Origin of the sequence: Streptomyces sp. KL2, from assembly GCF_046529545.1 — a bacterium.
GTDB classification, from domain to species: domain Bacteria; phylum Actinomycetota; class Actinomycetes; order Streptomycetales; family Streptomycetaceae; genus Streptomyces; species Streptomyces radiopugnans.
In genome coordinates this window covers 5,057,779-5,083,185 of the sequence record NZ_CP127170.1, presented here as the reverse complement: position 1 = coordinate 5,083,185, position 25,407 = coordinate 5,057,779, and the positions used below count along the sequence as shown (strand labels likewise).

Below are 25,407 nucleotides of genomic sequence, written 5' to 3'. Positions count from 1 at the left end.
GGTGGGCCCGGCCGGACGTCACCTCGTCCGTCCGGCACCGAACGGTACCCTCCCCGTCCGGTGCCGTGTGAACGGTCGGCGGTCCGAAGTGGTGCCCGCGCCCCCGTCCCGGCCCGTTTCAGCCCTGCGGCCGGTCGCCGGCCAGGGCGCGCAGGGCCAGTTCGTAGGAGCCGATGCCGAAGCCCGCGATGGTGCCGGAGGCCACGGCCGCCACGACCGAGGTGTGGCGGAACTCCTCGCGGGCGTGGGGGTTGGAGATGTGCACCTCGATCAGCGGGGCGGTGCGCTGGGCGGCGGCGTCGCGCATCCCGTACGAGTAGTGGGTGAACGCGGCGGGGTTGAGGACGACCGGCAGACAGGCGTCGGCGGCCTCGTGGAGCCAGCGGATCATCTCGCCCTCGTCGTTGGTCTCGCGGACCTCGACCTCAAGGCCCAGCTCCCTGCCCAGTTCCGTGCACCGCTCGACGAGCCCGGCGTAGGAGGTGGAACCGTAGACGTCGGGCTCGCGGGAGCCCAGGCGGCCGAGGTTGGGGCCGTTGAGGACGAGGACCCTGCGGGGCCCGGCGCCGCTCACGCGGCGATCTCCGCGTGGGCGGCGAGCAGCATCGCCGGGTCCGGCCCCTCCAGGACGGCGGGCCTGGCCAGCCCGTCCAGGACGATGAAGCGCAGCCGGTCGCCGCGGGTCTTCTTGTCGACCTTCATCGTCTCCAGCAGCTTGGGCCACTGGTCGCCCCGGTAGGTGACGGGCAGCCCGACGGCGGTGAGGATCGCCCGGTGCCGGTCGGCGGTGGCGTCGTCCAGCCGGCCCGCGATGCGGCCCAGCTCGGCGGCGAAGACCATGCCGACGGCGACGGCCGCGCCGTGCCGCCAGTTGTAGCGCTCGTTCTTCTCGATGGCGTGGGCCAGGGTGTGCCCGTAGTTGAGGATCTCCCGCGGTCCCGACTCCTTCAGGTCGGAGGAGACCACCTCGGCCTTGACCCGGATGGAGCGCTCGATCAGCTCGGAGGTGTGCGGGCCCTCGGGGGTGCGGGCGGCCTCGGGGTCGGCCTCGATCAGGTCCAGGATGGCCGGGTCGGCGATGAAGCCCGCCTTGATGATCTCGGCCAGGCCGCTGACGTAGTCGTGCACCGGCAGCGACTCCAGCGCGGCCAGGTCGCACAGCACTCCGGCCGGGGGATGGAAGGCGCCCACCAGATTCTTGCCCTCGGCGGTGTTGATGCCGGTCTTGCCGCCGACGGCCGCGTCCACCATGCCCAGCACCGTGGTGGGCACCGCGATCCAGCGCACCCCGCGCAGCCAGGTCGCCGCGACGAAGCCCGCCAGGTCGGTGGTCGCTCCCCCGCCGACGCCGACGACGACGTCGGTGCGGGTGAAGCCGGACTGCCCCAGCGCCTTCCAGCAGTACGCGGCGACCTCGGCGGTCTTGGCCTCCTCGGCGTTGGGCACCTGGACGGCGATGGCCTCGTACCCCTGCTCCGCCAGGTCCTCGCGCAGCACCTGGCCGGTCTCGGCCAGCGCCTCGGGGTGGATCACGGCCACCCGGCGGGCCTCGGTGCCGATCAGACCCGGCAGTTCGTCCAGGAGCCGCCGTCCGACGAGGACGTCGTAGGGCGCGGTGCCCGCGGTGCCGCCGACGGTGATGCGGGTGGGAGGTGTGGTGGTCATGCTTCCTTCAACCTAAGTGCGTCCAGGACCGCCTGGGCGGTCTCCTCCGGGTCGCGGCCCTCGGTGGTGACGACCGCGCGGGCCACCTCGGTGTACAGCGGGCGGCGCTGCTCCATCAGCGTGCGCCACTGCTTGCGGGGGTTGACCGCCAGCAGGGGGCGCGGGGCGTCCAGCCCGACGCGTTTGACGGCGTCGGCCAGTGCCACGTCCAGGAAGACCACGGGAAGGCCGGCCAGCAGCTCGCGGGTGCCGGCGTCCATGACCGCGCCGCCGCCGAGCGAGACCACGCCCTCGTGCCCGGTCAGGGCCGCGCGTACCGCCTCCCGCTCCAGTGCGCGGAAGTGCGCCTCCCCGTCGTCGACGAAGATCTCGGGGATGGCCTTGCCCGCGGCGGCCTCGATGTCCGCGTCGGTGTCGCGCAGCGCCACACCCAGCCGGCGGGCCAGCACCGCCCCCACGGTGGTCTTGCCCGCGCCGGGCGGGCCCACCAGGACCACGGCCGGGCCGGCGCCGGCTTCCCGCGGCCGCCCGGTGCTCACCGGATCCCCAGGTGGTCCAGGAAGCCGGTCACGTTGCGGCGGGTCTCGGTGACCGAGTCGCCGCCGAACTTCTCGGCGACCGCGTCGGCCAGCACCAGCGCGACCATCGCCTCGGCGACGATCCCGGCCGCCGGGACCGCGCACACGTCCGAGCGCTGGTGGTGGGCGCGGGTGGCCTCCCCGGTGGTCACGTCCACGGTGGCCAGCGCCCGCGGCACGGTGGCGATCGGCTTCATCGCCGCCCGCACCCGCAGCACCTCGCCGGTGGACAGCCCGCCCTCGGTGCCGCCCGACCGCCCCGAGGCACGCCGGATGCCGTCCTCACCGGGCACGATCTCGTCGTGCGCCCTGGAGCCGGGCACCCGGGCCAGCTCGAAGCCGTCGCCGACCTCCACGCCCTTGATGGCCTGGATGCCCATCAGCGCTCCGGCCAGCCGGGCGTCCAGCCGGCGGTCCCAGTGCACGTGGGAGCCCAGCCCGACCGGCACCCCGTAGGCGACGACCTCGACGACGCCGCCGAGGGTGTCGCCGTCCTTGTGGGCGGCGTCGATGACCTCCACCATCGCCCGGCTCGCCTCCGGATCCAGGCAGCGCACCGGGTCGGCGTCCAGCCGCGCCACGTCCCCCGGCTCCGGCAGCGTCCCGGCCGGGGCCTCGGCCCCGCCCAGCGCCACCACATGGGAGACGATCCCGATGCCGGCCGTCTCCTTCAGGTACGACCGGGCGACCGCGCCCAGCGCCACCCGGGCGGCCGTCTCCCGCGCCGAGGCCCGCTCCAGGATCGGCCGGGCGTCGCCCACCCCGTACTTCTGCATCCCGGCCAGATCGGCGTGGCCGGGGCGGGGCCGGGTCAGCGGCGCGTTGCGGGCCAGCTCGGCCAGCTCGGCCGGATCCACCGGGTCGGCCGCCATGACCTTCTCCCACTTGGGCCACTCTGTGTTGCCGATCATGACCGCGACCGGGGAGCCCAGGGTCAGCCCGTGCCGCACCCCGCCCAGGAAGGTGACCTCGTCCCGCTCGAACTTCATCCGCGCGCCGCGACCGTAGCCCAGCCGCCGCCGCGCCAGCTCGTCCGCCACCATCTCCGTGGTGATCGGCACGCCGTAGGGCAGCCCCTCCAGCGTCGCCACCAGTGCGGGGCCGTGCGACTCCCCCGCGGTCAGCCAGCGCAACCTGCTCAACGGTGCTCCTCAGTCCAGGCCCGTACGTGCTCGGTCCCGATCCTTTCACGATCGCACCGCGGGACCGGCCCTCCGTCCAGCAGGCGGGACGCCCGTCTCGGCTGCCGGTCCCCGCCTCAGGCCGTGCGCGCGGCCAGCGCGGCCTCGCCCGCCGCGCGCATCGCGGCCAGCGGGGCCGGGGAGCGGCCGGTCATCATCTCGACCTGGAGGACGGCCTGGTGCACCAGGAGGTCCAGGCCGCCGAGGACCTGTCCGCCGCGCCCGGCCCAGGCCGCGGCCAGCGGGGTCGGCCAGGGCTCGTAGAGGACGTCGAAGAGGGTGCCGGGCCGCTCGGGCACGGCCGCCGCCAGGGCGTCGGCGGCGCCCGCGGGCGTGGTGGCGATCACCAGGGGCGCGGTCAGCGCCCGCGGCGCGTCCGCCCAGTCGGCGGTCGCCACCGCGACACCCAGCCGCTCGCCCCAGCCGCGCATCTCCTCGGCCCGCTCCCGGCTGCGGACGTACGCGGTGACCTCGCCGGTGCAGATCCGGGCGAGCGCGGCGAGCGCGGAGGAGGCCGTGGCCCCGGCGCCCAGCACCGCGGCGTGCGGAACGCTCTCCACGCCGCGTTCGCGCAGTGCGGCGATCATGCCGGGGATGTCGGTGTTCTCGCCGAGGCGGCGGCCGTCCGCGGTGAAGACCACGGTGTTGACGGCCCCGACCGAGGCCGCGGTGTCGCCGATCCCGTCCAGCAGGGGGATGACGGCCCGCTTGAGCGGCATGGTCAGCGACAGGCCGGCCCACTCCTCGCCGCCGGCGGCGAGCTTCTCCAGGAAGGGCGCGATGCCGCCCTCGTCCACCTCGAAGCGGTCGTACGACCAGCCGGTCAGGCCCATCTCACGGTAGGCGGCCCGGTGGAGCACCGGGGAGAGGGAGTGGGCGATGGGCGATCCCAGGACCGCCGCCCGCCTCGCGGCCGGGCTCACCCGCCCTCCCCGTTCTTCTCCTGCTCCGCGTTGAACTTCTCCACGTGCCGGCTGTGTTCCTCGTAGGTGTCGGAGAACACCGTGTTGTCCTCCGTGATCGACACGAAGTAGTACCAGTTGCCCTCGGCCGGCTCCACCGCCGCGTGCAGCGCCTCGGCGCCCGGGCTGTTGATCGGGCCGGGCGGCAGGCCCTTCTTGGCATAGGTGTTGTAGGGGTGGTCGAACTTGGCCATGGTGCTGGGCGAGGGCACGTCCAGCGTGTACTGGTTCTTGGCGAAGTTGTAGGTGGAGTCGAACTGCAGGTAGCCGTTGGTCTCGGTGTTGTCGGGCTTCAGCCGGTTGTAGACCACACGGGAGACCTTCACGAAGTCGTGCTTGTACTTGCCCTCCGCCTGCACCAGGCTGGCGACGGTGAGCACCTGGAGCGGCGACTCGAGGCCGAGCCGCTCCACATGGCCTTCCAGGTCCGCCTTCTCGAACTCCCGCTCGGCCCGCTCAACCATCTTCTTGAGCAGGTCCTCGGGCTCGGTCTTGTCGCCCACGGTGTACTTGGCGGGGAAGAGGAAGCCCTCGGGGTTGCCCTCCGCCCACTCCGGCAGGCCGAGGTCGGCCTTCTCGGCGGCCTTCTTCGTGCTGCCCTCCGCCAGGTCGAGCTTCTCGTCGATCAGCGCGTAGATCTCCGAGGCCCGCTTGCCCTCGGCGATGATCAGGGCGTTCTGGCTGGAGGGGTCGAGCATCATCTCGATGGCCGCCGCCGAGGACATCTCCTTGCGGAGCATGTAGACGCCCGGCTGGATGCTCTGCGCCCTGGGATTGGCGTTGGACGCCTCGATGAAGCCCTGTTGGCTCTTGACCACGCCGGCCTTCTCCAGGATGGCGCCCATCTGGGCCAGCGTGCTGTTCTCGGGGATCTCCACCTGGGTCTCGCCCTCGCCCTGACCCGAGAAGTCGGGCGCGGCGGCGAAGTGGCTCTGGTAGAAGTCGTAGGCGAAGTAGCCGGCCGTGCCGACGCCGCCGACCAGGACGAGGGCGACGGTCAGGCAGGCGATGCCGTTCCTTCCCTTCCTGCCGCCCCTGCCCTTGCCTCCGCGTCCGGACCGGCCGCCGCCCTCGTCGTCGTGCTCGTCGTCGCCGTCGTCCGAGAAGAAGGCGTGCTCGCCCTGGTCCGGGCCGGGGTCCCAGCCGGTCTCCTCGTCGGGCCCGGGGCCGGGGTCCGGCTCGTCGCGGCGCCGCCGCCCCGGCTGCTGGGGGTGCGGAGGCTGCTGCCCGTACTCCTCGTGCTGCCCGTGCTGCTCGGGGTGGTCGCGGTGCCCGTGCTGCTCGGGATGCTGCTCGGGGTACTGCGGGTAGGCGTCCTGGGCTCCGGGGTGAGCGGTGTGGTCCGCGTACTGTCCGCCGCCGTACGGATCGTCCTGGTGCTGCCCCTGGTGCTGTCCGTAGGGGTCGCCCTGGTGCTGCCCGTGCTGCTGGTGGTGCTGCTGGCCGTACGGATCGCCGTACTGCTGCTGGTGGCCGTAGGGGTCGCCCTGGTGCTGCCCGTGGTGCTGCTGGTCCTGGTGGCCGTACGGATCGCCGTACTGCTGCTGGTGCCCGTACTGCTGTCCGCCGCCCTGGGTGTCCCAGCCCTGCTGCCCGTAGCCGGACTGCTGGTGGTCCTGGTGCTGTTGCTGACCTTGGTGCTGTTGGCCCTGGTGCTGCTGGGGGTGGTACTGGCTCTGCCCGCCGTAGGTGTCCCAGTCGCCGTGCCGGGTTCCCTGCTGGGCCCCGTGGTGGACTCCGTCGTTCCACCCCTGGTCCCCGTAGAGGGGGTCGTCGGGGTGCCACGGTTCGGAGCCGGTGCCCCGGCCATACTCAGTCATCGATCCCCTAGAGCCGTCGGACGGCAGCCGGTTGCGGTACTCGCGGACGCCGCTGCCCGAACAGCCGTCTCCGGCGTACGGCTTGGTGTTCGAACGGCGCCGTCCGAAGCGGAACGTTACCGTACCGCTATCGGCCGCCCGCTCCGACGCACTCCCCCGGGGCCTGGCCGGACACCCGCTCGGTCTCCAGGGCGCTCTGCAGGATGACCACGGCAGCGGCCTGGTCGATCCGGCTGCGCCCCTTCTTCGACGAGACGCCCGAGGCGCGCATGGACTGGGCCGCGGTGACGGTGCTCATCCGCTCGTCCACCAGGCGTACCGCCACCGGGGCGACGGCCTGGGCAAGCTCCCGGGCGAAGGCCCGCACCCGGGCCGCGGCCGGGCCCTCGCGCCCGTTGAGGGAGCGGGGGAGCCCGACCACGACCTCCAGCGGTTCGTACTCCGCGACGAGTTCGGCCAGCCGGCGGCGGGCGGCCGGGACGTCGCGTCCCGGCACGGTCTCCACCGGTGTGGCCAGGAGCCCGTCGGGGTCGCAGGAGGCGACCCCGATCCGGGCGTCCCCGACGTCGACGGCCAGCCGCCTGCCGCGCCGCATCAGGCGGCCGCCACCAGGCGCTCGACGGCGGCGACGGCCTCGTCGACCGCCTGGGGGTTCTGGCCTCCGCCCTGGGCGACGTCCGGCTTGCCGCCGCCCCCGCCGCCGAGGGCCTTGGCGGCGGCGCGGACGAGGTCGCCCGCCTTCAGGCCGCGGTCGCGGGCGGCGTCGTTGGTGGCGATGACGGTCAGCGGACGGCCGTTGGCCACCGAGAACAGCGCCACCACGGCCGGACGCCCGCCCTGGACACGGCCGCGCACGTCGAGGACGAGCTTGCGCAGGTCGTCGGCGGTCGTGCCGTCGGGGACCCGGGCGCCGACGAACGCGGTCCCGTTGACGTCGCGGGCGGAGGAGGCCAGGCCCGCGGCGGCGGCCAGGACCTTCTCGGCGCGGAAGCGCTCGATCTCCTTCTCGGCGTCCTTGAGCTTGGCGAGCATCCCGGAGATCTTCTCCGGCAGCTCCTCGGGGCGGCCCTTGAGCAGATCGGTGAGCTGGGAGACCACCGTGTGCTCGCGGGCGAGGAAGTTGTAGGCGTCCACGCCGACCAGGGCCTCCACGCGGCGCACGCCGGAGCCGATGGAGGACTCGCCCAGCAGCTTCACCAGGCCGAGCTGGGCGGTGTTGTGCACATGGGTGCCGCCGCACAGCTCCTTGGAGAAGTCGCCGATGGTCACCACGCGCACCCGGTCGCCGTACTTCTCGCCGAACTCGGCGATGGCGCCCTGCTTCCTGGCCTCCTCCATGCTCATCACCTCGGCCATGACGTCGAGTTCACGGGCGAGGACCTCGTTGATCTTCTGCTCGACGTCGGTGAGCACGGCGCCGGGCACGGCGGTCGGCGAACCGAAGTCGAAGCGGAAGCGGCCCGGGGCGTTCTCGGAGCCGGCCTGGGCGGCCGTCGGGCCGAGCGCGTCGCGCAGCGCCTGGTGGGTGAGGTGGGTGGCGCTGTGGGCGCGGGCGATGGCCCGGCGGCGCGTGACGTCGATGGCGGCGTACGCCGAGGCGCCGACGGTGACCTCGCCGACCTGGACGGTGCCCTTGTGCACGGTGACGCCGGGCACCGGCTGCTGGACGTCGCGGACCTCTACGACGGCGCCGGAGTCCAGGCGGATGCGGCCGGTGTCGGGCTGCTGGCCGCCGCCCTCGGCGTAGAACGGGGTGCGGTCGAGCACGACCTCCACGTCGTCGCCCTCGGAGGCGGCCGGCGAGGGCAGGCCGTTCACCAGCAGGCCGACAACGGACGCCTCGCCCTCGGTGTCGGTGTAGCCGGTGAAGACGGTCGTCCCGGCGGTGTCGGCGACCTCGCGGTAGGAGCTCAGGTCGGCGTGGCCGGTCTTCTTGGCCCTGGCGTCGGCCTTGGCGCGCTCCCGCTGCTCCTTCATCAGGCGGCGGAAGCCCTCCTCGTCCACGGACAGGCCCTGCTCGGCGGCCATCTCCAGGGTGAGGTCGATGGGGAAGCCCCAGGTGTCGTGGAGCAGGAAGGCCTTCTCGCCCGGCAGGACGGCCCCGCCGGCGGCCTTGGTCTCGGTGACGGCGGTGTCGAGGATGTTGGTGCCGGCCTTGAGGGTCTTGAGGAAGGCGGCCTCCTCGGCGAGCGCGACGGTCTCGATGCGCTGCCGGTCGGTGATCAGCTCCGGGTACTGCTGCCCCATCGTGCCGATCACGGTGTCGACCAGCTCGCCGACGACCGGCTTGTCGGCGCCCAGGATGCGCATGTTGCGGATGGCGCGGCGCATGATGCGGCGCAGCACGTAGCCGCGGCCCTCGTTGCCGGGGGTGACGCCGTCGCCGATGAGCATCACGGAGGTGCGCATGTGGTCGGCGACCACGCGCAGGGAGACGTCGCTGTCCTCGGCGGCGCCGTAGCGCACCCCGGTCAGCTCGCCGGCCTTGTCGATGACCGCGCGCAGGGTGTCGGTCTCGTACATGTTGTGCACGCCCTGCAGGATCATCGCCAGGCGCTCCATACCGAGGCCGGTGTCGATGTTCTTGCTGGGCAGCTCACCGAGGATCGGGTAGTCCTTGCCCTCGCCCGGCCCGCGCTCGTACTGCATGAAGACCAGGTTCCAGATCTCCACGTAGCGCTCGTCGTTGACGGCCGGGCCGCCCTCGGCGCCGAACTCCGGGCCCCGGTCGTAGTTGATCTCCGAGCAGGGGCCGCAGGGACCGGGCACGCCCATGTCCCAGTAGTTCTCCTCCTTGCCCAGCCGCTGGATCCGCTCCGCGGGGACGCCGACGACGTCGCGCCAGATGCGCTCGGCCTCGTCGTCGTCCTCGTAGACGGTGATCCACAGCCTCTCCGGCTCCAGGCCGTAGCCGCCCTCCTCCTGGGGCGTGGTGAGCAGCTCCCAGGCGAGCTTCGCGGCGCCCTCCTTGAAGTAGTCGCCGAAGGAGAAGTTGCCGCACATCTGGAAGAAGGTGCCGTGCCGGGTGGTCTTGCCGACCTCCTCGATGTCCGGGGTGCGCACGCACTTCTGCACACTGACGGCGCGCTCGTACGGCGGGGTGGCCTCACCCAGGAAGTACGGCTTGAAGGGCACCATGCCGGCGGGGACCAGCAGCAGCGTCGGGTCGTCCGCGATCAGCGACGCCGACGGCACGACGGTGTGCCCCCGCTCCTCGAAGAAGCGCAGCCAGCGGCGGCGGATTTCAGCCGACTCCATCAGTGGTCCTCATTCCGGTCGTACGGGTGGGTGGCTCCGAGGGCAGGACGGTGCGGGGCCCGTCCGGCGATCCCCCGGCGTTCTTCCGCCTGGCCTGCGGCCCCGGGGTCGGCGGGGGCCGTCAGTCCCAGTGCGTCGTTCAACTCGATCTCCCGCTGTGCCATTCCGGCGCGGACGTCGAGCGCGAAGTCCTTGAGCCGGTGCCCGGCCGCCACGGCCTGGTCCGCCGCTCGTACGGCGAGGCTGTCGGGCGCGAGGCTGCGCAGCTTGCGGTTGACCTTGGTGGTGGCCCAGACGCCGGCGGCGGCGCCGGCGCTGAACCAGAAGGCACGGCGGAACACGGTGGGATCAGTCCTTTCCGTCGCGGCGCCGGCCGGCCCCCCGGCGCGCGGCCGGCACGGACCGGCCCACGACGACGGGGCGCCTGGACCGCGGCGGGTCGTTCCTGCGGCCGAGGGCGCGGCGCACTCCGTAGCCGAACGCGGCCACCTTGACCAGCGGGCCGCCGAAGGCGGTGGAGACGGTGGAGGAGAGCGCCGAGGCGTTGGCGGTGACCTCCTGGACGTCCGAGGCGATGGCGTCCACCCGGCTGAGCTGGCTCTGTGCCGAACGGACGGTCTCGGACGCCTCGGTGAGGAGGGGGACCGCCTGCTCCGTCACACCCGTCACCAGTCTGGTCGCCGCCTTGAGCGTCTGCGCGAGCCTCACCAGCACCACGGCGAGGAACGACACCAGGATCGCCCAGAAGACGGCCACCAGGAGGCCGGCCACCTCTCCACCGGACACGCTGCACCGCTTCCCTCGGGTCGTATGGGGTCGGCCGCCGCGTCCTGCGGTTCGTGGGGGTACCTGCCCACCGATCTCACGGGTGCGACGGCGGATACCGACCTTATCGCGCCGCGGGCCGTCGCCCGTACCGCATTGTTCCCGTACCGCGCTCCCCCGGCCCGGCGGCACCGGCCCGCGCGCCGGTGCGCGACGCGCCGCGGCCCTCCTGCCGCGCGATGCGTCAGAAGGGCCGGGGACCGGGCGGTACGGGTGCGGTGCGGTGCCGGATCAGCGGGCGTAGTACTCGACGACGAGCTGCTCGTCGCAGACGACCGGGATCTCCTTGCGGTTCGGCTCCCGGTCCAGACGGAAGGCCAGCGCCTGGAGGTTGACCTGGAGGTAGCGAGGGGTCTCCCCGTCGGGCGCGTAACCGCCCTCGCGCGCCACCTGGAAGGGGTGCTTGGCACGGCTGCGCTCGCGGACGGACACCACGTCCTCCGGGCGGACGCGGAAGGAGGGCTTGTCGACCTTGCGGCCGTTGACCTCGATGTGGCCGTGCACGACCATCTGGCGGGCCTGGTAGATGGTGCGGGCGATCCCCGAGCGCAGGACGAGCGCGTCCAGGCGGCGCTCCAGCTCGACGACCAGGGCCTCACCCGTCTTGCCCTCGGCCTTGCGGGCGCGGTCGTAGGCGCGGGCCATCTGGCGCTCGCTGATGTCGTACTGGGCGCGCAGCCGCTGCTTCTCCAGCAGCCGGACCTTGTAGTCGCTGTTCTGCTTGCGGCCCCGGCCGTGCTCGCCCGGCGGGTACGGGCGCTGCTCGAAGTACTTCACGGCCTTCGGGGTCAGCGCGATGCCGAGCGCACGCGACTTCTTGACCTTGGGACGCGACTGGTTCACGTTGAACGGACCTCCGTGTAATTTAGGTGAGCCTAACCTTAGCGGAGGAGAACGCATGTTTCGACCTGGGAGCCCCCTGCCCGGCGCCGGTTCCGCACGCGGCGGCGGCCCCGGCGGCAGTGCCGGAGCCGCCGCCGGGGCGGAGAGCGCGAGGAGGGGTCAGCCGCGTCCCGAGGCGGAGCCTGACGAACGGCGGCCCGGAGCCGCCGAGCGGATGCGTACCCTCGTCGAGTCGAACGCCTCGGCCGCCCTGGTCATTCCCGGTGCGGACCCGGGCGATCCGGAGTGGCCGGGCCGGGGCGCCTGCGAGGCCCGCGCCGTCACCCCCGAGGGGGACGTGCTCCTGCTGGTCCCGGCCGGTTCCCCGGCCGCCCGGGCCGCGGCCCACGCCCGGGACGGCGATCTGGCCGCCGTGATGGAGATCACCGACGTGGCGCCCGTCGCGGTGCCCCACCGCGTCCGCGGACGGGCCGAGGTCGCGGGCTGGCTCACCCCCGTCTCCGGCGGCGAGCGGGCGTCCTGCGCCCGGCTGATGGCCGAGCGGCACCCCTCGGGGCCGTTCCCGGGCACGGCGTGGACACCGCTGCGGCTGGAGGTCGGCGAGGGGTGGATCGGCGATCTGCGGGGTGAGGGGCACGTCGAGCCGGACGAGTTCACCGCCGCGGCGCCCGACCCCCTGGCACGCCACGAGGCCGAGTTCCTGCAGCACCTCGCCGCCGCCCACGGCGACCTGCTGCGCGGGCTGTGCTCGCTGCTGGGCGAGCGGGAGCGGGCCTGCGCCGCCTGGGAGGCGGTGGTGCCCGTGGCCCTGGACCGCTTCGGGCTGCGGGTGCGGTTCTGCGCGGAGGGGCGGGGTTTCGACGCCCTCTTCGACTTCCCGCGGCCGGTGCGGGACGCGTCGGGGTTGCGCCGTGCGGTCCGGGCCCTGTTCGAGGCCGGTTCCGCGTCCTGAGGGGTTCGGGGCCCGGCGCCGGGAACGCGCGGGGCCCGGCGGAGCCGGCGGCGGGCCCTCAGGGCTTGTCCGGCGCCCCCTCCCCCCGCAGCCTGGCCCGCACCCGCTCCGCCACCTCGGCGTACCGGGCCTCCGCCCCGTACCTCGTCGGCTCGTAGTAGCGCCTGCCGTGGACGCCGTCCGGGGCGTACTGCTGCGCGGCGATGCCGCCGGGCAGGTCGTGCGGGTACCGGTAGCCCTCGCCGTGGCCCATCTTCTTCGCGCCCTGGTAGTGGCCGTCGCGCAAATGCCGCGGCACGGGGCCGGCCAGTCCCGCCCGTACGTCCGCCAGGGCCGCGTCGATCGCCAGGTAGGCGGCGTTGGACTTCGGGGCGAGGGCCAGGGCGACGGTCGCCTGGGCGAGCGTGATCCGCGCCTCGGGGAAGCCGATCATCGCCACCGCCTGTGCCGCGGCCACGGCGGTCTGCAGGGCCGTGGGATCGGCCAGGCCGATGTCCTCGCTGGCGGAGATCATCAGCCGCCGGGCGATGAACCGCGGGTCCTCCCCCGCCTCTATCATCCGGGCCAGGTAGTGCAGGGCCGCGTCCACGTCCGATCCCCTGATGGACTTGATGAGCGCGCTGGCCACGTCGTAGTGCTGGTCCCCGTCGCGGTCGTACTTCACCGCCGCCCGGTCGACGGCCTCCTCCAGCGTCGCCAGGGTGACCTCCCGCTCGCCCTTGTCCAGGGCCGCGCCCGCGCCCGCCTCCAGCGCGGTGAGCGCCCGGCGCGCGTCGCCGCCGGCGATCCGCAGCAGATGCGCCTCGGCGTCCCCCGGCAGCTCCACCGCGCCCGCCAGCCCGCGCTCGTCGGCGACCGCGCGGCGCAGCAGCCCGCGCAGGTCGTCGTCGGTCAGCGGCTCCAGGGTCAGCAGCAGCGAGCGGGACAGCAGCGGGGAGATCACCGAGAAGTACGGGTTCTCCGTCGTCGCCGCGATGAGGGTGACCCAGCGGTTCTCCACGGCCGGCAGCAGCGAGTCCTGCTGCGCCTTGCTGAAGCGGTGGATCTCGTCCAGGAAGAGCACGGTGTCCTTGCCGTAGGCGCCCGACGAGCGCCGTGCGCCGTCGATGACGGCCCGGACCTCCTTGACCCCGGCGGTGATGGCCGACAACTCCGTGAAGCGCTTGTCGGTGGCCTTGCTGACGACGTAGGCCAGGGTCGTCTTGCCGGTGCCCGGCGGCCCCCACAGGATCACCGACGACGGCCCCGCGGGCCCCTTCCCGCCCTCGCCGACCAGGCGGCGCAGCGGGGAGCCCGGACGCAGCAGGTGCTGCTGGCCGACGACCTCGTCCAGGGTGCGCGGCCGCATCCGGACCGCCAGGGGGGAGGCGGACGGGTCCTTCTCCTGGCGCTCCTCGGCGGCGGCGGTGAACAGATCCGGTTCCACGGAACGCAACCCTAAGTCACGCCGCCGACAGCCGTACCGGCAGCGCCGGCGCTGCCGGGGCGAACGGCCGGAGGGCCGCCCCGCACCGGTGACGGCGCGGGGCGGCCCTCCGGCCGTTCGCGGATCAGCTCGTCCAGAAGTCCCACCAGCGGGTCAGGACCAGCATGCCGATGATGCCGACGTGGACCGCGGGGATCACCCAGTGAAACTCCCGCACGCCCTCGCGCAGCCAGGCCGGGGCGGGCAGGAAACCGTTGTGGATGTTGCGGAAGGTCGTGTACCAGAACATCAGCAGGGTGGCGACCCAGGCCAGGTTGCACCACAGGCACAGCTTGCCGATCTCGTACAGCGACTGGTACATCAGCCAGGTGCAGAAGCCGACTCCGAAGAGCATGCCGGCGTTCATGGTCAGCCAGTACCAGCGGGGGAAGCGCGCCCCGGCCAGCAGGCCCATGCCGACGGCGACGATCATGCCGTAGGTGACCAGGCCGAGCACCGGGTTGGGGAAGCCGAACGCCTCGGCCTGCGGGCTCTCCATCACGCTGCCGCAGGAGACGATCGGGTTGATGTCGCACGCCATGTCCAGCGTGTCCCCGGTGAGCTTGGCCTCCAGCAGTCTGACCTTGTCGACCGTGATCACCCAGGCGGCGAGCACTCCGGCCAGTCCGGTGATCACCAGCAGCAGGGCGTAGGCGCGGCCCGCGCCCACGGCACCCCCCGCGGGCGGCCCGCCGCCGTCGTCGCCGGTGCGGGCCGCTTCGTCCCGGGGTGCCGTGGTCGTCGTCATGGTCGAGTCATCCCGTCATCTCAGGTGGGGTTCTTCATTGTGCACAACGCACAACGAGTCAGGCGAGATTCCGTCGCAGTTCCGCCACCACACCGTCCAGCGGCACCGGGACCTGCTCGCCGCTGTCGAGGTTCTTGACCTGGACGACCCCCTCGGCCAGATCCCGCTCCCCGGCCACGACGGCGTACGCCGCCCCCGAGCGGTTGGCCGACTTCATGCCGTTCTTCAGACCGCGGCCGCCGTACGCGAAGTCCGTCGCGATCCCCTGCCGGCGCAGCTCGGTGACCACGCCGAACAGCGCACGCCGCGCCTCCTCCCCCAGCGGGACGGCGAAGACCTGGGTGCGCGAGGGCTGCGGGAGCTCCACGCCCTCGGCCCGCAGGGCCAGGACCGTGCGGTCCACTCCCAGCGCCCAGCCCACCGACGGCAGCGGCGGGCCGCCGATCATCTCCGACAGGCCGTCGTAGCGGCCGCCGCCGCCGACCGCGGACTGCGAGCCGAGCCCGTCGTGTACGAACTCGAAGGTGGTGCGGGTGTAGTAGTCCAGGCCGCGCACCAGCTTCTCGTCGTCCTCGAACTCCACCCCGGCCGCCGTCAGCAGCCCGCGCACCTGCTCGTGGTACTCCTTGCACGCCTCGCACAGGTGGTCGGGCATCATCGGCGCGCCGGCGAGCTGCTTCTGGACGGCCTCGCGCTTGTCGTCCAGCACGCGCAGCGGGTTGATCTCGACGCGGGCGCGGGTGTCCTCGTCCAGGTCGAGTCCGCGCAGGAAGTCCTGGAGTGCCGCGCGGTAGACCGGGCGGCACTCGCGGTCGCCCAGGGAGTTCAGCAGCAGCCGGAAGTTCCGCAGCCCCAGCGAGCGGTACGCGTCCACCGCCAGGATGATCAGCTCGGCGTCCAGGGCCGGGTCCTCGGCGCCCAGCGCCTCGGCGCCGACCTGGGAGAAGTGCCGGTAGCGGCCGGCCTGGGGGCGCTCGTAGCGGTACTGCGAGCCGGAGTACCAGACCTTCACCGGCAGCGCGCCGCGGTGCAGGTTGTGCTCCAGCACGGCACGGACGACCGGCGCGGTGCCCTCGGGGCGCAGCGCCAGGCGGCTGCCTCCCTTGGTGGTGAGGGTGTACATCTCCTTGGTCACGATGTCGGTGGACTCGCCGACACCGCGGGCGAACAGCTCGACGTTCTCGAAGCCGGGCGTCTCGATGTAGCCGTAGCCGGCGCGCCGCAGCGGCGCGGCGATCGCCTCGCGCACCGCGAGGTAGTCGGCCGACTCCGGGGGGATCAGGTCATAGGTGCCCCTGGGGGCGGAGAAGGTGCTCACGTCTTCTTCGTCGTCACATTCCTCGTCGCGGGGCGGCGGTGCCGCCTCCCGTTCCGAACGGGCCGCCGGCGGCCACCTCCCGCAGGAACGGGTTGGTGGCGCGCTCGCGGCCGATGGTGGTCTGGGGACCGTGGCCGGAGAGCACCACGGTCGAGTCGTCCAGGGGCAGGCACACGCGTGCCAGCGACCGCAGGATCTCGGCGTGGTCGCCACCGGGCAGGTCGGTGCGTCCGATGGAGCCGGCGAACAGCAGGTCGCCCGAGAACAGCACAGGCGGGACGTCGGCCTGCTCGGGCATCCGGAAGGTCACCGACCCCCTGGTATGGCCCGGCGCGTGGGAGACGGTCAGCTCCAGTCCGGCCAGGGACAGCACGGCGCCGTCGGCCAGCTCCTCCACGTCGTCCGGCTCCCCCACGGAGAGCTCGCCCATCAGCGGCTGACCGATGGAGCGGCCCAGCCACTTCTCGGGGTCGCTCATCATCTCCCGGTCCTCCGGGTGGATCCAGGCGGGCACACCGTGCGCGCCGCACACCGGGACCACGGAGGCCACGTGGTCGATGTGGCCGTGGGTGAGGACGACGGCGACCGGCTTGAGGCGGTGCCTGGCTATGGCCTCCTCGACGCCTTCGGCGGCCTGGTGGCCCGGGTCGATGATCACGCACTCCTCGCCCGCGGCGGGGGCGACCAGATAGCAGTTGGTCCCCCAGGCCCCGGCGGGGAACCCGGCAATGAGCACGATCGTCCTTCGGTCGTCCGGCAGGGATGCCGCGGCCGTCGGACCGGCCGCGGGCAGCGGTTACAGAGCCTACCGGCGACGGGACGGAGCCCGCGAACCCGTATCCCGTATACCGTACGGCCCAAGCTGTGGCACACGTGTGCGTACGCACGCCTCGTACAGACGCCCCGAAGGATTCGAAGGAGACGACCCGTGGTCAGCAGTGAGCAGCGGCGCAAGCAGCTCGCCCGCGAGAAGTACCTGCGTCAGCAGCAGCGGCGGGCCGAGGCACGGCGCAAGGGGCGGATCCGCAACGCCTCCATCGCGGGCGGCCTGGCCCTGGTCCTGGCGGCCGGCGGCGCCTACGCGGCCGCGGGCGGCCTGGCGGCGGGCGACAAGAAGGCCGACAAGGCCTCCGCCGAGCCCTCCGCCCCGCCCACCAGCAAGGCCCCGGACCCCTGCGAGAAGCCGGCGAAGGGCGAGCCGAGCGAGAAGCACTGGAAGAAGGAGCCGAAGATGTCGATCGACACCTCGGCCACCTACACGATGAAGCTGGAGACCACCTGCGGCGACATCGAGATCGAGATGGACGCCGCCAAGACGCCGCGCACCGTGAACTCCTTCGAGTTCCTGGCCGGTGAGGGCTACCTCGACCACTCCCCGTGCCACCGCCTGGTGAACCAGGGCATCTACGTGCTGCAGTGCGGCGACCCGACCGGCACCGGCACCGGCATGTCCGAGGACGGCAAGGTCCAGCAGCCCGGCTACTCGATCCCGGACGAGAACCTCGACGACCCGAAGGTGAAGAAGGGCACCTATCCGGCGGGCACGGTCGCCATGGCCAACCGGTACAACGCCCAGACCAAGGAGGGCCGGGACAGCGGCGGCAGCCAGTTCTTCCTGGTCTACGAGGACAGCCAGCTGCCCCCGGACTACACCCCCTTCGGCACCGTCACCGAGGGCATGGACGTGCTGAAGAAGATCGCCGACGCCGGTATGACCCCGGACCCGCAGACGGGCAACACCAAGCCGAACGCGACCGTGGTGATCGACAAGGCGACGGTGCGGAAGAAGTGACCCCCGGCGGCCGGTGCCGCGTCCGTGCCCGGCGGCCGCTCCCGGCGGCCGCGCACCCGGATTTCGGTCGCCCGGGATGCGGACAGGGCGGGCACCGGTCGCCTATGTTGGGCGTTGTACGGGGTGCCTGCGCCGACGGCCGGGCAAACCCTCCGGCCGGCCGGTCGAACCGGTGCGGCCGGACCGGCCCGACCGGTCGAATCCGACCGTCGGCCGTATGACAACCGTGGACGATGCCGGGGAGCGCACGCCTCCCGTCGGCATCATGTGGAGGAGGCGCTGTGAGCAGCGACCCGTGGGGCCGCGTCGATGAGACGGGGACCGTTTACGTGCGTACCGCCGACGGCGAGAAGGTCGTCGGCTCGTGGCAGGCCGGAGCCCCAGAGGAGGCCCTGGCCTACTTCGAGCGCAAGTACGACGGCCTGGTCGTGGAGATCGACCTCCTTGAGCGCCGGGTGAAGACCACCGACCTGTCGGCCAAGGACGCCCTGGCCGCCGTCGGGCACCTGCGGCAGCAGGTCGAAGAGGCGCACGCGGTGGGCGACCTGGAGGCCCTGGGCAGGCGGCTGGACCAGCTCACCGAGCTGATCGAGACCCGCCGGGAGGAGCGCAAGGCCACCCGGGCCCGACAGGCCGAGGAGGCGCGCAAGGCCAAGGAGGCTCTGGTCGCCGAGGCCGAGGAGCTCGCCGCCAGCGACCAGTGGCGGGCCGCCGGGGAGCGGCTGCGCGCCCTGGTGGACACCTGGAAGGGCCTGCCCCGGCTGGACCGCAAGTCCGACGACGAGCTGTGGCACCGCTTCTCGCACGCCCGCTCGGCCTTCTCCAAGCGGCGCAAGGCCCACTTCGCGTCGCTGGACGCCCAGCGCGAGGAGGCCCGGCGGCGCAAGGAGAAGCTGGTCGCCGAGGCGGAGGCCCTGTCCGGTTCGACGGACTGGGGCCCGACGGCGGCCCGCTACCGCGAGCTGATGCAGGAGTGGAAGGCCGCGGGCCGGGCCCAGCGCGAACACGAGGACGCGCTGTGGCAGCGCTTCCGCGGCGCCCAGGACGTCTTCTTCGCCGCCCGCGGCGAGGTCTTCGCCGAGCGGGACGCCGAGCAGCGGGAGAACCTGGCCCGCAAGGAGGAGCTGGCCGCCGAGGCGGAGAAGCTGCTCCCGGTCACCGATCTGAAGGCGGCCCGTGCGGCCTTCCGCGCGATCAACGAGCGCTGGGACGCCGTCGGCCATGTGCCCCGGGACGCCCGGGCCGGGATCGAGGGCCGGATGCACGCGGTGGAGCGGGCGATCCAGGAGGCCGAGGAGGCCGAGTGGCGCCGCACCAACCCCGAGGCCCGGGCTCGCGCGGAGGGCCTGACCGGCCAGCTCCAGGACGCCGTGGACAAGCTCCGCGCGCAGATCGAGAAGGCCCGCGCGGCCGGCAACACCGCCAAGGCGGAGAAGCTGGAGCGCGAGCTCGCGGGCCGGCAGGCCCTGCTGGACCAGGCCCTCAAGGGGCTGCGGGAGTTCAGCGGCTGAGAGCGCGGGACGCGGGTACACGACGGGCGGCCCCGGCACCTTCGAAGGTGCCGGGGCCGCCCGGTCCGCCCGGCCTCGGCCGGGCGGACCGGACGGGTGGACCGGGCTACGACCGGCGGGCCGAGGTGACGCGGTAGACGTCGTAGACGCCCTCCACCCCGCGCACCGCCTTCAGCACGTGCCCCAGGTGCTTGGGGTCGCCCATCTCGAAGGTGAAGCGGGAGATGGCCACCCGGTCCCGGGAGGTCTGGACGGCCGCGGAGAGGATGTTCACGTGCTGGTCGGACAGCACGCGGGTGACGTCCGACAGCAGCCGGGAGCGGTCCAGCGCCTCGACCTGGATGGCGACCAGGAAGACCGAGGACTGGGTGGGCGCCCACTCCACCTCCAGCATCCGCTCCGGCTCGCGCGAGAGCGAGTCGACGTTGACGCAGTCGGCGCGGTGGACGGAGACGCCGTTGCCGCGGGTGACGAACCCGAGGATCGGGTCGCCGGGCACGGGCGTGCAGCAGCGGGCCAGCTTGACCCACACGTCCTCCACGCCCTTGACGATCACGCCCGGGTCCGCGCTGGAGCGCCGCTTGGTACGCCGGCGCAGGGGCGGGACGGTCTCGGCGATGTCCTCGTTGGCGGCCTCCTCGCCGCCGATGGCCTGGATCAGCTTCTGGACGACGTTCTGCGCGGAGACATGGCCCTCGCCGATGGCCGCGTAGAGCGCCGAGATGTCGGGGTAGCGCATCTCGTGCGCCTGGGTGACCAGGGAGTCGCCGGTGAGGATCCGCTGGATCGGCAGGTTCTGCTTGCGCATGGCCCGCACGATGGCGTCCTTGCCCTGCTCGATGGCCTCCTCGCGCCGCTCCTTGGAGAACCAGGCGCGGATCTTGTTGCGGGCGCGCGGCGACTTGACGAAGCTCAGCCAGTCGCGGGAGGGGCCGGCGCCGGGCGACTTGGAGGTGAAGACCTCCACCAGGTCGCCGTTGTCCAGGGTGGACTCCAGCGGCACCAGGCGCCCGTTGACGCGTGCGCCGATGGTGCGGTGGCCGACCTCGGTGTGGACGGCGTAGGCGAAGTCCACGGGGGTGGCGCCCGCCGGGAGCGCTATGACGTCGCCCTTGGGCGTGAAGACGAAGACCTCGTTGCGCGAGAGGTCGAAGCGCAGCGACTCCAGGAACTCGCCCGGGTCCTCGGTCTCCTTCTGCCAGTCCAGCAGCTGCCGCAGCCACGCCATGTCGTTGACGGCATCGCCCTTCCTGGCGGGCGCGTCGGTGCGGACCTTGGAGGCGCCGGCGACGGCCTCCTGCTTGTACTTCCAGTGCGCGGCGATGCCGTACTCGGCGCGGCGGTGCATGTCGTAGGTGCGGATCTGCAGCTCGACCGGCTTGCCGCCGGGCCCGATGACCGTCGTGTGCAGCGACTGGTACATGTTGAACTTGGGCATCGCGATGTAGTCCTTGAACCGCCCCGGCACCGGGTTCCACCGGGCGTGGACGGTCCCCAGCGCCGCGTAGCAGTCGCGGACGGTGTCGACCAGGACGCGGATGCCCACCAGGTCGTAGATCTCGGCGAAGTCGCGGCCCCGCACGATCATCTTCTGGTAGACGCTGTAGTAGTGCTTGGGGCGGCCGGTGACGGTCGCCTTGATGCGGGCGCCGCGCAGGTCGGCCTGGACCTCGTCGATGACGGTCGCCAGGTACTCGTCGCGCTTGGGCGCGCGCTCGGCGACCAGCCGGACGATCTCGTCGTACATCTTGGGGTAGAGGATCGCGAAGGCGAGGTCCTCCAGCTCCCACTTGATGGTGTTCATGCCCAGGCGGTGGGCGAGCGGGGCGTAGATCTCCAGCGTCTCGCGGGCCTTCTGCTCCTGCTTCTCCCGCTTGAGGTAGCGCATGGTGCGCATGTTGTGCAGGCGGTCGGCGAGCTTGATGACCAGCACCCTGGGGTCCTTGGCCATGGCGACGACCATCTTGCGGACCGTCTCGGCCTGGGCCGCCTCGCCGAACTTGACCTTGTCCAGCTTGGTGACGCCGTCGACGAGGAGGGCCACCTGGTCGCCGAAGTCGCGGCGCAGGGTGTCCAGGCCGTACTCGGTGTCCTCCACCGTGTCGTGCAGCAGGCCGGCCATCAGGGTGGCCGGATCCATGCCCAGCTCGGCGAGGATGGTGGTGACGGCCAGCGGGTGGGTGATGTACGGGTCGCCGCTCTTGCGCTTCTGCCCGCGGTGCCACCGCTCGGCGACCTGGTAGGCGCGCTCGATCTGGCGCAGGGTGGAGGTGTCGGCCTTGGGGTCGTTGCTCCGGACGATCCGCAGCAGCGGTTCCAGCACGGGGTTGTAGGGGCTGGACCGCTGGACGCCGAGGCGGGCCAGGCGGGCGCGGACGCGGTTGGAGGAGCCCGAGCGCCCGGAGACGCCCGAGACGGCGCGGGTGGCCGAGGCCTTGTCCCGGGAGGCCGCGTCGTCGCGCTTCCCGCCCGCGGGCGGGGCGGTGGACTGCGACGGCTTGGGGGCGCCGCCGCGCTTCCCGGCCGCGGTGGCGCCTGCCGTGGAGGGCTTCGCCGGCCTGCCGGCGTCCTGCTGCTGCGCTGCGGTGAGCGGCTTGGCCTCGTCTGGCAAGGGCAACTCCTCGGTGGGCCCCTCCTCGCCGGTCGCGGCGTGAGGAGGGCGGTTCCGGCCGGGAACAGGCCGGACTGCCATGGTATCCACCCCGGCCCCGGAACGAGCCGGGCGCCGGCGCGGGGTGGCCTCGGATGTCTTCGGACGTCTTCGAGGGTGTCACAGGCGGAGGGCCGGAAGCGACGGAGGGGATGGCCCGGAGCGCTCCGGGCCATCCCCTCCGCGAAGTCGGTGCCGCGGCGGCACCGGCTGCTCTCAGACGGTGATCACGACGTCCAGCGGAGCGCCCTCCAGGGCTGCCTCCAGTCTGGTCCGGCCGGGCAGGAAGCCCAGCTCCATCAGGACCGCGACGCCGGCGACCTGCGCACCCGAGCGGCGGATCAGGCGCAGCGACGCCTCGGCGGTGCCGCCGGTGGCCAGCACGTCGTCGATCACCAGCACCCGGTCCTCGGTGGTGAGGTCCTCGGCGTGGATCTCGATCTCGGCGCTGCCGTACTCCAGCTCGTACGCCTGCGACAGGGTGGCGCCGGGCAGCTTGCCCGCCTTGCGCACGGGGATGAAGCCGACGCCGGCCCGCACCGCCGCCGGGGCGGCCAGGATGAAGCCGCGCGCCTCCAGGCCGACCACCTTGGTGGCGCCGCGCTCCCGGGCGAGGCCGGCCAGTGCGTCGGTGAGGGCGGTGAAGGCCTCGGGATCGGCCAGGAGCGGAGTGATGTCCTTGAACAGCACTCCCGGCTTGGGGTAGTCGGGCACGTCGCGGATCCTGCTGAGCAGCAGGCCGCGCAGCCTCTCGAAGTCGGCGGTGACGGAGATCATCGGGTCACCGCCGCCGTCCGGAGGGACGCCCGCGCCCGCGGCTGCCGGACTCCGGCGAGCGGGGTCCGCCGACGGCTCCGGCCGTCGCGGCGCCGGCCTCCGCCGGCCGCCGCGCACCGGAGTCCGCGTTCTCGCCCGTCTCCTCGGTCTCCTCGGCTCCGTCGCCGCCCTTGGCCCGCTTGGCCAGCGTCCGCCGGTCGTGGGCCTTGATCTCCGGCGAGCGGAGCTTGAGGTCCACCACGATCGGGGTGGCGATGAAGATGGAGGAGAACGTACCGGCGGCGAGGCCGATGAACAGCGACAGCGAGATGTCCTTGAGCATGCCGCCGCCGAGCAGGCCGGTGCCGATGAACAGCAGTCCGGCCACCGGCAGCAGGGCGACCACCGAGGTGTTGACGGAGCGGACCACGGTGGCGTTGATGCCGAGGTTGGCCAGCTCGCCGTAGGTGTGGCGGTTCTGCTTGAGCAGGCCGCGGGTCTTCTCCTTGACCTTGTCGAAGACCACCACCGTGTCGTACAGCGAGTAGCTGAGGATCGTCAGGATGCCGACCACCGTGCCCGGGGTCACCTCGAAGCCGACGATGGCGTAGACGCCGACGGTGACGACCAGGTCGTGCATCAGGGCGCCCATGGCGCCCACCGCCATCCGCCACTCGAAGGCGATGGCCAGGTAGACGCTGACCAGGACGAGGAAGACGATCAGGCCCTGGATCGCCTTGCTGCTCATCTGGTCGCCCCAGCTCGGGCCCACCAGCTCGGTGTCCAGCTCCTGGGCCTCCAGGCCGAGCTCGTCGGCGAGGGCCGCGCGGGTCTTCTCCGACTGCTCGTTGTCCAGCCCGGTGACCTGGATGCGCAGCGCGCCGCTGCCCAGTTCCTGGATGCGGGGCTCGGTGCCGGAGACCTCCTGGGCGGTCTCGCGGGCCTCCTCGATCGACATCTGGGTGGGCGGGGTGGTGAAGACGGCACCGCCCTGGAACTCGATGCCCATGTACAGGCCGCGGGCCCCCAGACCCACCAGGGAGATCAGCATCAGCAGCAGCGTGACGCCGTACCAGAGCTTCCGCTTTCCGACGAAGTCGTAGCTGGCCTCGCCGCGGTACAGCTTGCCGCCGAGGTCACCGAATCGTGACATCTCAGGCCTCCTTCGGTTCGGCGGGGGCGGCGACCGCGGCGCGGCGGCCCCGGTGCAGCGGCGGGGTGACCCCGAGCCGCTTCGGGTCGAGTCCGGACCACGGATGGCCGCTGGTGAAGAACTTGCGGCCGGCCATGATCGTCATCATCGGCTTGGTCAGCAGGAAGACGATGGCCAGGTCCAGCGCGGTCGTCAGGCCGAGCACGAAGGCGAAGCCCTGGACCGATCCGATCGAGACGATGAACAGCACGATCGCGGCGATGATCGAGACCACGTCGGAGACCAGGATGGTCCGCCGGGCGCTGGGCCAGGCCCGCTCGAAGGCGGCCCGGATGGAGCGGCCCTCGCGGATCTCGTCGCGGATCCTCTCGAAGTAGACGATGAAGGAGTCCGTGGTGATGCCGATGGCCACGATGGCGCCGCAGATGGCCGGCAGGCTCAGCGCGAAGCCGATGGCCGGGCCGAGCAGGGTCATGACGACGTAGGTGAGGATGGCCGCGGCCACCAGGCTGGAGATCGCGACCAGCGCCAGCACCCGGTAGTAGAAGATCAGGTACGCGACGACCAGCACCAGGCCGATGGCTCCGGCGATCAGGCCCGCCTTGAGCTGCTCGGAGCCGAGCGTGGGCGAGATGGTGGTCACGTTGCTCTCCTCGAAGGAGAGCGGCAGGGCGCCGTAGGACAGGATGTTGGCCAGTTCCTCGGCGGACTGCTGGTTGAAGCTGCCGGAGATCTCGGCGCTGCCGCCGCCGAGCCGCTCGGAGACGCGGGGGGCGGAGACGACCTCGCCGTCCAGCACGATCGCGAACTGGTTGCGCGGCTCGGTCTGGGTGGAGAGCTCCTGGGTGATGTCGGCGAACTTCTCGGCGCCGTTGGAGTCGAACTCCATGGTGACGATCCAGCCCTGGGCGCGCTGGTCGTCGAAGAGGGCCGCGGCGTCGGTGACGTTGGTGCCGGGGACGGCGACGGGGCCGAGCGCGTACTTGTACAGGCCACTCTCGTCGCAGGACGCGACGGGCTCGGAGTTCTCCGCCTCGGCGGCGGCCCGACTGGCCTTGGAGCGGCCCTCGTCGGTGGCGCAGTCCAGTGCGTCGAGCTTCTTCTGCAGGTCGGCCGGGATGCCGGCGTCCGGCGCCGGAGCAGGCTGGGAGGGCTCGGGGTCGGCGGGCTCCTCGGCCTCCTCGCTCCCGGACGCGGGCGCCGAGGGGGTGGGCGACTCGGAGCCTTCGGCCAGCAGGTCCTCGGTGACGGCCCGGCCCTGGGTGGAGACCTCGGGCGAGGGGGTCGCGGAGGAGTCGCCGGACTTCTCGCCGTCCGTCGCCTCCTCGGCCTTCTCGCCGTCCTTCGCCTTCTCGTCCTTCTCACCGGCGGCGCCCGACGGACTCGCCGAGGGGTCCGGCTGGGGCTGGGCGGGGGCTCCGGACGCGACGGTCAGGACCGGGCGGAACGCGAGCTGGGCGGTGGTGCCGACCTGCTCCCGGGCCTGCTTCTCGTCGGTGCCCCGCGGGATGTTGACGACGATGTTCTCGGCACCCTGCGTCCGCACCTCGGCCTCGGCGACGCCCAGACCGTTGACCCGCCGCTCGATGATGGAGACGGCGGTGTTCATGTTGGTCTCGTTGATCGCCTCCTCCTTGCCGGGCTGGGCCTTGGCCGTGAGCGTGATGCTCGTGCCGCCGGCGAGGTCGATGCCCAGGCGGGGCGTGGTGTGCCCGGAGAGGAACATGCCTCCGGTGAGCGCCACCATGGCCACCAGGATGAGCGCCAGGGAGCGCCACGGCCGTCCCTGGGTGCCCGGTGATCTGCGACCTTTCTTCGGTGCTGCCACCTTCTCGTATCTCCCTGTCCAACCGCCCGCGCTCGAATGGTCGCCGCGCGGCGCGCGAAGTGGTCGTAAGGACGTGCGGCACCGCCGGGCCCGTCGGGGCCG

At 72.7% G+C, this 25,407-nt stretch carries 22 protein-coding genes; 3 read left to right on the top strand and 19 right to left on the bottom strand.

Annotation, left to right across the window (positions count from 1 at the left end):
- Window positions 1-118: 118 nt before the first annotated feature.
- The 11 genes from aroQ to rpsD all read right to left on the bottom strand — a co-directional run bounded on the left by aroQ (window position 119) and on the right by rpsD (window position 11,189).
- Window positions 119-574, bottom strand: a complete 456-nt coding sequence (gene aroQ / locus QPK52_RS22915) for a type II 3-dehydroquinate dehydratase (RefSeq protein ID WP_410539342.1) — start codon at window positions 572-574, stop codon at window positions 119-121.
- A complete protein-coding gene (gene aroB, locus QPK52_RS22910; RefSeq protein WP_410539340.1) occupies window positions 571-1,665 on the bottom strand; it encodes a 3-dehydroquinate synthase in 1,095 nt (364 codons plus the stop codon). The genes aroQ and aroB overlap by 4 nt, the downstream gene beginning before the upstream one ends.
- Entirely contained in the window at window positions 1,662-2,204 is a 543-nt protein-coding gene (locus tag QPK52_RS22905) for a shikimate kinase (RefSeq protein WP_410539339.1), read from the bottom strand. Before QPK52_RS22905 ends, aroB begins: the two co-directional genes overlap by 4 nt.
- A complete protein-coding gene (aroC, locus tag QPK52_RS22900) occupies window positions 2,201-3,385 on the bottom strand; it encodes a chorismate synthase (RefSeq protein WP_410539338.1) in 1,185 nt (394 codons plus the stop codon). Before aroC ends, QPK52_RS22905 begins: the two co-directional genes overlap by 4 nt.
- Window positions 3,386-3,501: 116 nt before the next feature.
- Window positions 3,502-4,347 (bottom strand): shikimate dehydrogenase, encoded by an 846-nt coding sequence (locus QPK52_RS22895; protein ID WP_410539337.1) that lies wholly within the window; start codon window positions 4,345-4,347, stop codon window positions 3,502-3,504.
- Window positions 4,344-6,206, bottom strand: coding sequence for an endolytic transglycosylase MltG (gene mltG, locus QPK52_RS22890; RefSeq protein WP_410539335.1), 1,863 nt, complete (start codon window positions 6,204-6,206; stop codon window positions 4,344-4,346). Before mltG ends, QPK52_RS22895 begins: the two co-directional genes overlap by 4 nt.
- A 127-nt stretch (window positions 6,207-6,333) precedes the next feature.
- Complete coding sequence (gene ruvX, locus QPK52_RS22885; protein WP_410539333.1) at window positions 6,334-6,801, bottom strand: Holliday junction resolvase RuvX; 468 nt, start codon at window positions 6,799-6,801, stop codon at window positions 6,334-6,336.
- A complete protein-coding gene (alaS, locus tag QPK52_RS22880; RefSeq protein WP_410539332.1) occupies window positions 6,801-9,464 on the bottom strand; it encodes an alanine--tRNA ligase in 2,664 nt (887 codons plus the stop codon). Before alaS ends, ruvX begins: the two co-directional genes overlap by 1 nt.
- The gene (locus QPK52_RS22875) at window positions 9,464-9,805 is read right to left on the bottom strand and encodes a DUF6167 family protein (RefSeq protein ID WP_093662550.1); all 342 of its coding nucleotides are present in this window, start codon (window positions 9,803-9,805) and stop codon (window positions 9,464-9,466) included. The genes alaS and QPK52_RS22875 overlap by 1 nt, the downstream gene beginning before the upstream one ends.
- Window positions 9,806-9,812: 7 nt before the next feature.
- Window positions 9,813-10,250 carry a DUF948 domain-containing protein gene (locus QPK52_RS22870; protein WP_410539331.1) on the bottom strand — a complete coding sequence of 146 codons (438 nt, stop codon included), beginning with the start codon at window positions 10,248-10,250 and terminating at the stop codon, window positions 9,813-9,815.
- A 270-nt stretch (window positions 10,251-10,520) separates the two neighbouring features.
- Entirely contained in the window at window positions 10,521-11,189 is a 669-nt protein-coding gene (gene rpsD / locus QPK52_RS22865) for a 30S ribosomal protein S4 (protein ID WP_410539330.1), read from the bottom strand.
- A 157-nt stretch (window positions 11,190-11,346) separates the two neighbouring features.
- On the opposite strand from rpsD, the gene QPK52_RS22860 reads away from it, so the two are divergent.
- Window positions 11,347-12,084, top strand: a complete 738-nt coding sequence (locus tag QPK52_RS22860; RefSeq protein ID WP_410539329.1) for a DUF2470 domain-containing protein — start codon at window positions 11,347-11,349, stop codon at window positions 12,082-12,084.
- Between the two features lie 58 nt (window positions 12,085-12,142).
- Here the strand turns inward: QPK52_RS22860 and QPK52_RS22855 are convergent, their stop codons facing one another.
- From QPK52_RS22855 to QPK52_RS22840, 4 genes are all read right to left on the bottom strand, one after another.
- Window positions 12,143-13,510 carry a replication-associated recombination protein A gene (locus QPK52_RS22855; protein WP_410539328.1) on the bottom strand — a complete coding sequence of 456 codons (1,368 nt, stop codon included), beginning with the start codon at window positions 13,508-13,510 and terminating at the stop codon, window positions 12,143-12,145.
- Window positions 13,511-13,634: 124 nt separating this feature from the next.
- Complete coding sequence (locus QPK52_RS22850; protein ID WP_410539327.1) at window positions 13,635-14,297, bottom strand: vitamin K epoxide reductase family protein; 663 nt, start codon at window positions 14,295-14,297, stop codon at window positions 13,635-13,637.
- Between the two features lie 58 nt (window positions 14,298-14,355).
- The gene (hisS, locus tag QPK52_RS22845) at window positions 14,356-15,615 is read right to left on the bottom strand and encodes a histidine--tRNA ligase (protein ID WP_093662538.1); all 1,260 of its coding nucleotides are present in this window, start codon (window positions 15,613-15,615) and stop codon (window positions 14,356-14,358) included.
- A gap of 13 nt (window positions 15,616-15,628) precedes the next feature.
- Window positions 15,629-16,351 carry an MBL fold metallo-hydrolase gene (locus tag QPK52_RS22840; protein ID WP_093662536.1) on the bottom strand — a complete coding sequence of 241 codons (723 nt, stop codon included), beginning with the start codon at window positions 16,349-16,351 and terminating at the stop codon, window positions 15,629-15,631.
- Window positions 16,352-16,543: 192 nt separating this feature from the next.
- On the opposite strand from QPK52_RS22840, the gene QPK52_RS22835 reads away from it, so the two are divergent.
- Window positions 16,544-17,407, top strand: coding sequence for a peptidylprolyl isomerase (locus QPK52_RS22835; RefSeq protein ID WP_410539326.1), 864 nt, complete (start codon window positions 16,544-16,546; stop codon window positions 17,405-17,407).
- Between the two features lie 281 nt (window positions 17,408-17,688).
- Window positions 17,689-18,918 (top strand): DUF349 domain-containing protein, encoded by a 1,230-nt coding sequence (locus tag QPK52_RS22830; protein ID WP_410539324.1) that lies wholly within the window; start codon window positions 17,689-17,691, stop codon window positions 18,916-18,918.
- A gap of 106 nt (window positions 18,919-19,024) precedes the next feature.
- On the opposite strand, the gene QPK52_RS22825 is transcribed toward QPK52_RS22830, so the two are convergent.
- The 4 genes from QPK52_RS22825 to secD all read right to left on the bottom strand — a co-directional run bounded on the left by QPK52_RS22825 (window position 19,025) and on the right by secD (window position 25,305).
- Window positions 19,025-21,529, bottom strand: coding sequence for a RelA/SpoT family protein (locus QPK52_RS22825; RefSeq protein WP_410539323.1), 2,505 nt, complete (start codon window positions 21,527-21,529; stop codon window positions 19,025-19,027).
- 255 nt (window positions 21,530-21,784) lie between these two features.
- Complete coding sequence (locus QPK52_RS22820; protein ID WP_093662611.1) at window positions 21,785-22,345, bottom strand: adenine phosphoribosyltransferase; 561 nt, start codon at window positions 22,343-22,345, stop codon at window positions 21,785-21,787.
- 4 nt (window positions 22,346-22,349) lie between these two features.
- Window positions 22,350-23,477: a protein translocase subunit SecF gene (gene secF, locus QPK52_RS22815; protein ID WP_410539322.1), complete on the bottom strand. Its 1,128-nt coding sequence runs from the start codon at window positions 23,475-23,477 to the stop codon at window positions 22,350-22,352.
- 1 nt (window position 23,478) lies between these two features.
- The gene (gene secD / locus QPK52_RS22810; protein WP_410539321.1) at window positions 23,479-25,305 is read right to left on the bottom strand and encodes a protein translocase subunit SecD; all 1,827 of its coding nucleotides are present in this window, start codon (window positions 25,303-25,305) and stop codon (window positions 23,479-23,481) included.
- Between the last annotated feature and the right edge of the window lie 102 nt (window positions 25,306-25,407).

Bases quoted from the DNA above. Each gene is read 5' to 3' on its own strand.
- aroB (WP_410539340.1), bottom strand. From the start codon at position 1,665: ATGACCACCACACCTCCCACCCGCATCACCGTCGGCGGCACCGCGGGC.
- mltG (WP_410539335.1), bottom strand. From the start codon at position 6,206: ATGACTGAGTATGGCCGGGGCACCGGCTCCGAACCGTGGCACCCCGAC.
- ruvX (WP_410539333.1), bottom strand. From the start codon at position 6,801: ATGCGGCGCGGCAGGCGGCTGGCCGTCGACGTCGGGGACGCCCGGATC.
- alaS (WP_410539332.1), bottom strand. From the start codon at position 9,464: ATGGAGTCGGCTGAAATCCGCCGCCGCTGGCTGCGCTTCTTCGAGGAG.
- rpsD (WP_410539330.1), bottom strand. From the start codon at position 11,189: ATGCGTTCTCCTCCGCTAAGGTTAGGCTCACCTAAATTACACGGAGGT.
- QPK52_RS22860 (WP_410539329.1), top strand. From the start codon at position 11,347: ATGCGTACCCTCGTCGAGTCGAACGCCTCGGCCGCCCTGGTCATTCCC.
- QPK52_RS22850 (WP_410539327.1), bottom strand. From the start codon at position 14,297: ATGACGACGACCACGGCACCCCGGGACGAAGCGGCCCGCACCGGCGAC.
- QPK52_RS22820 (WP_093662611.1), bottom strand. From the start codon at position 22,345: ATGATCTCCGTCACCGCCGACTTCGAGAGGCTGCGCGGCCTGCTGCTC.
- secF (WP_410539322.1), bottom strand. From the start codon at position 23,477: ATGTCACGATTCGGTGACCTCGGCGGCAAGCTGTACCGCGGCGAGGCC.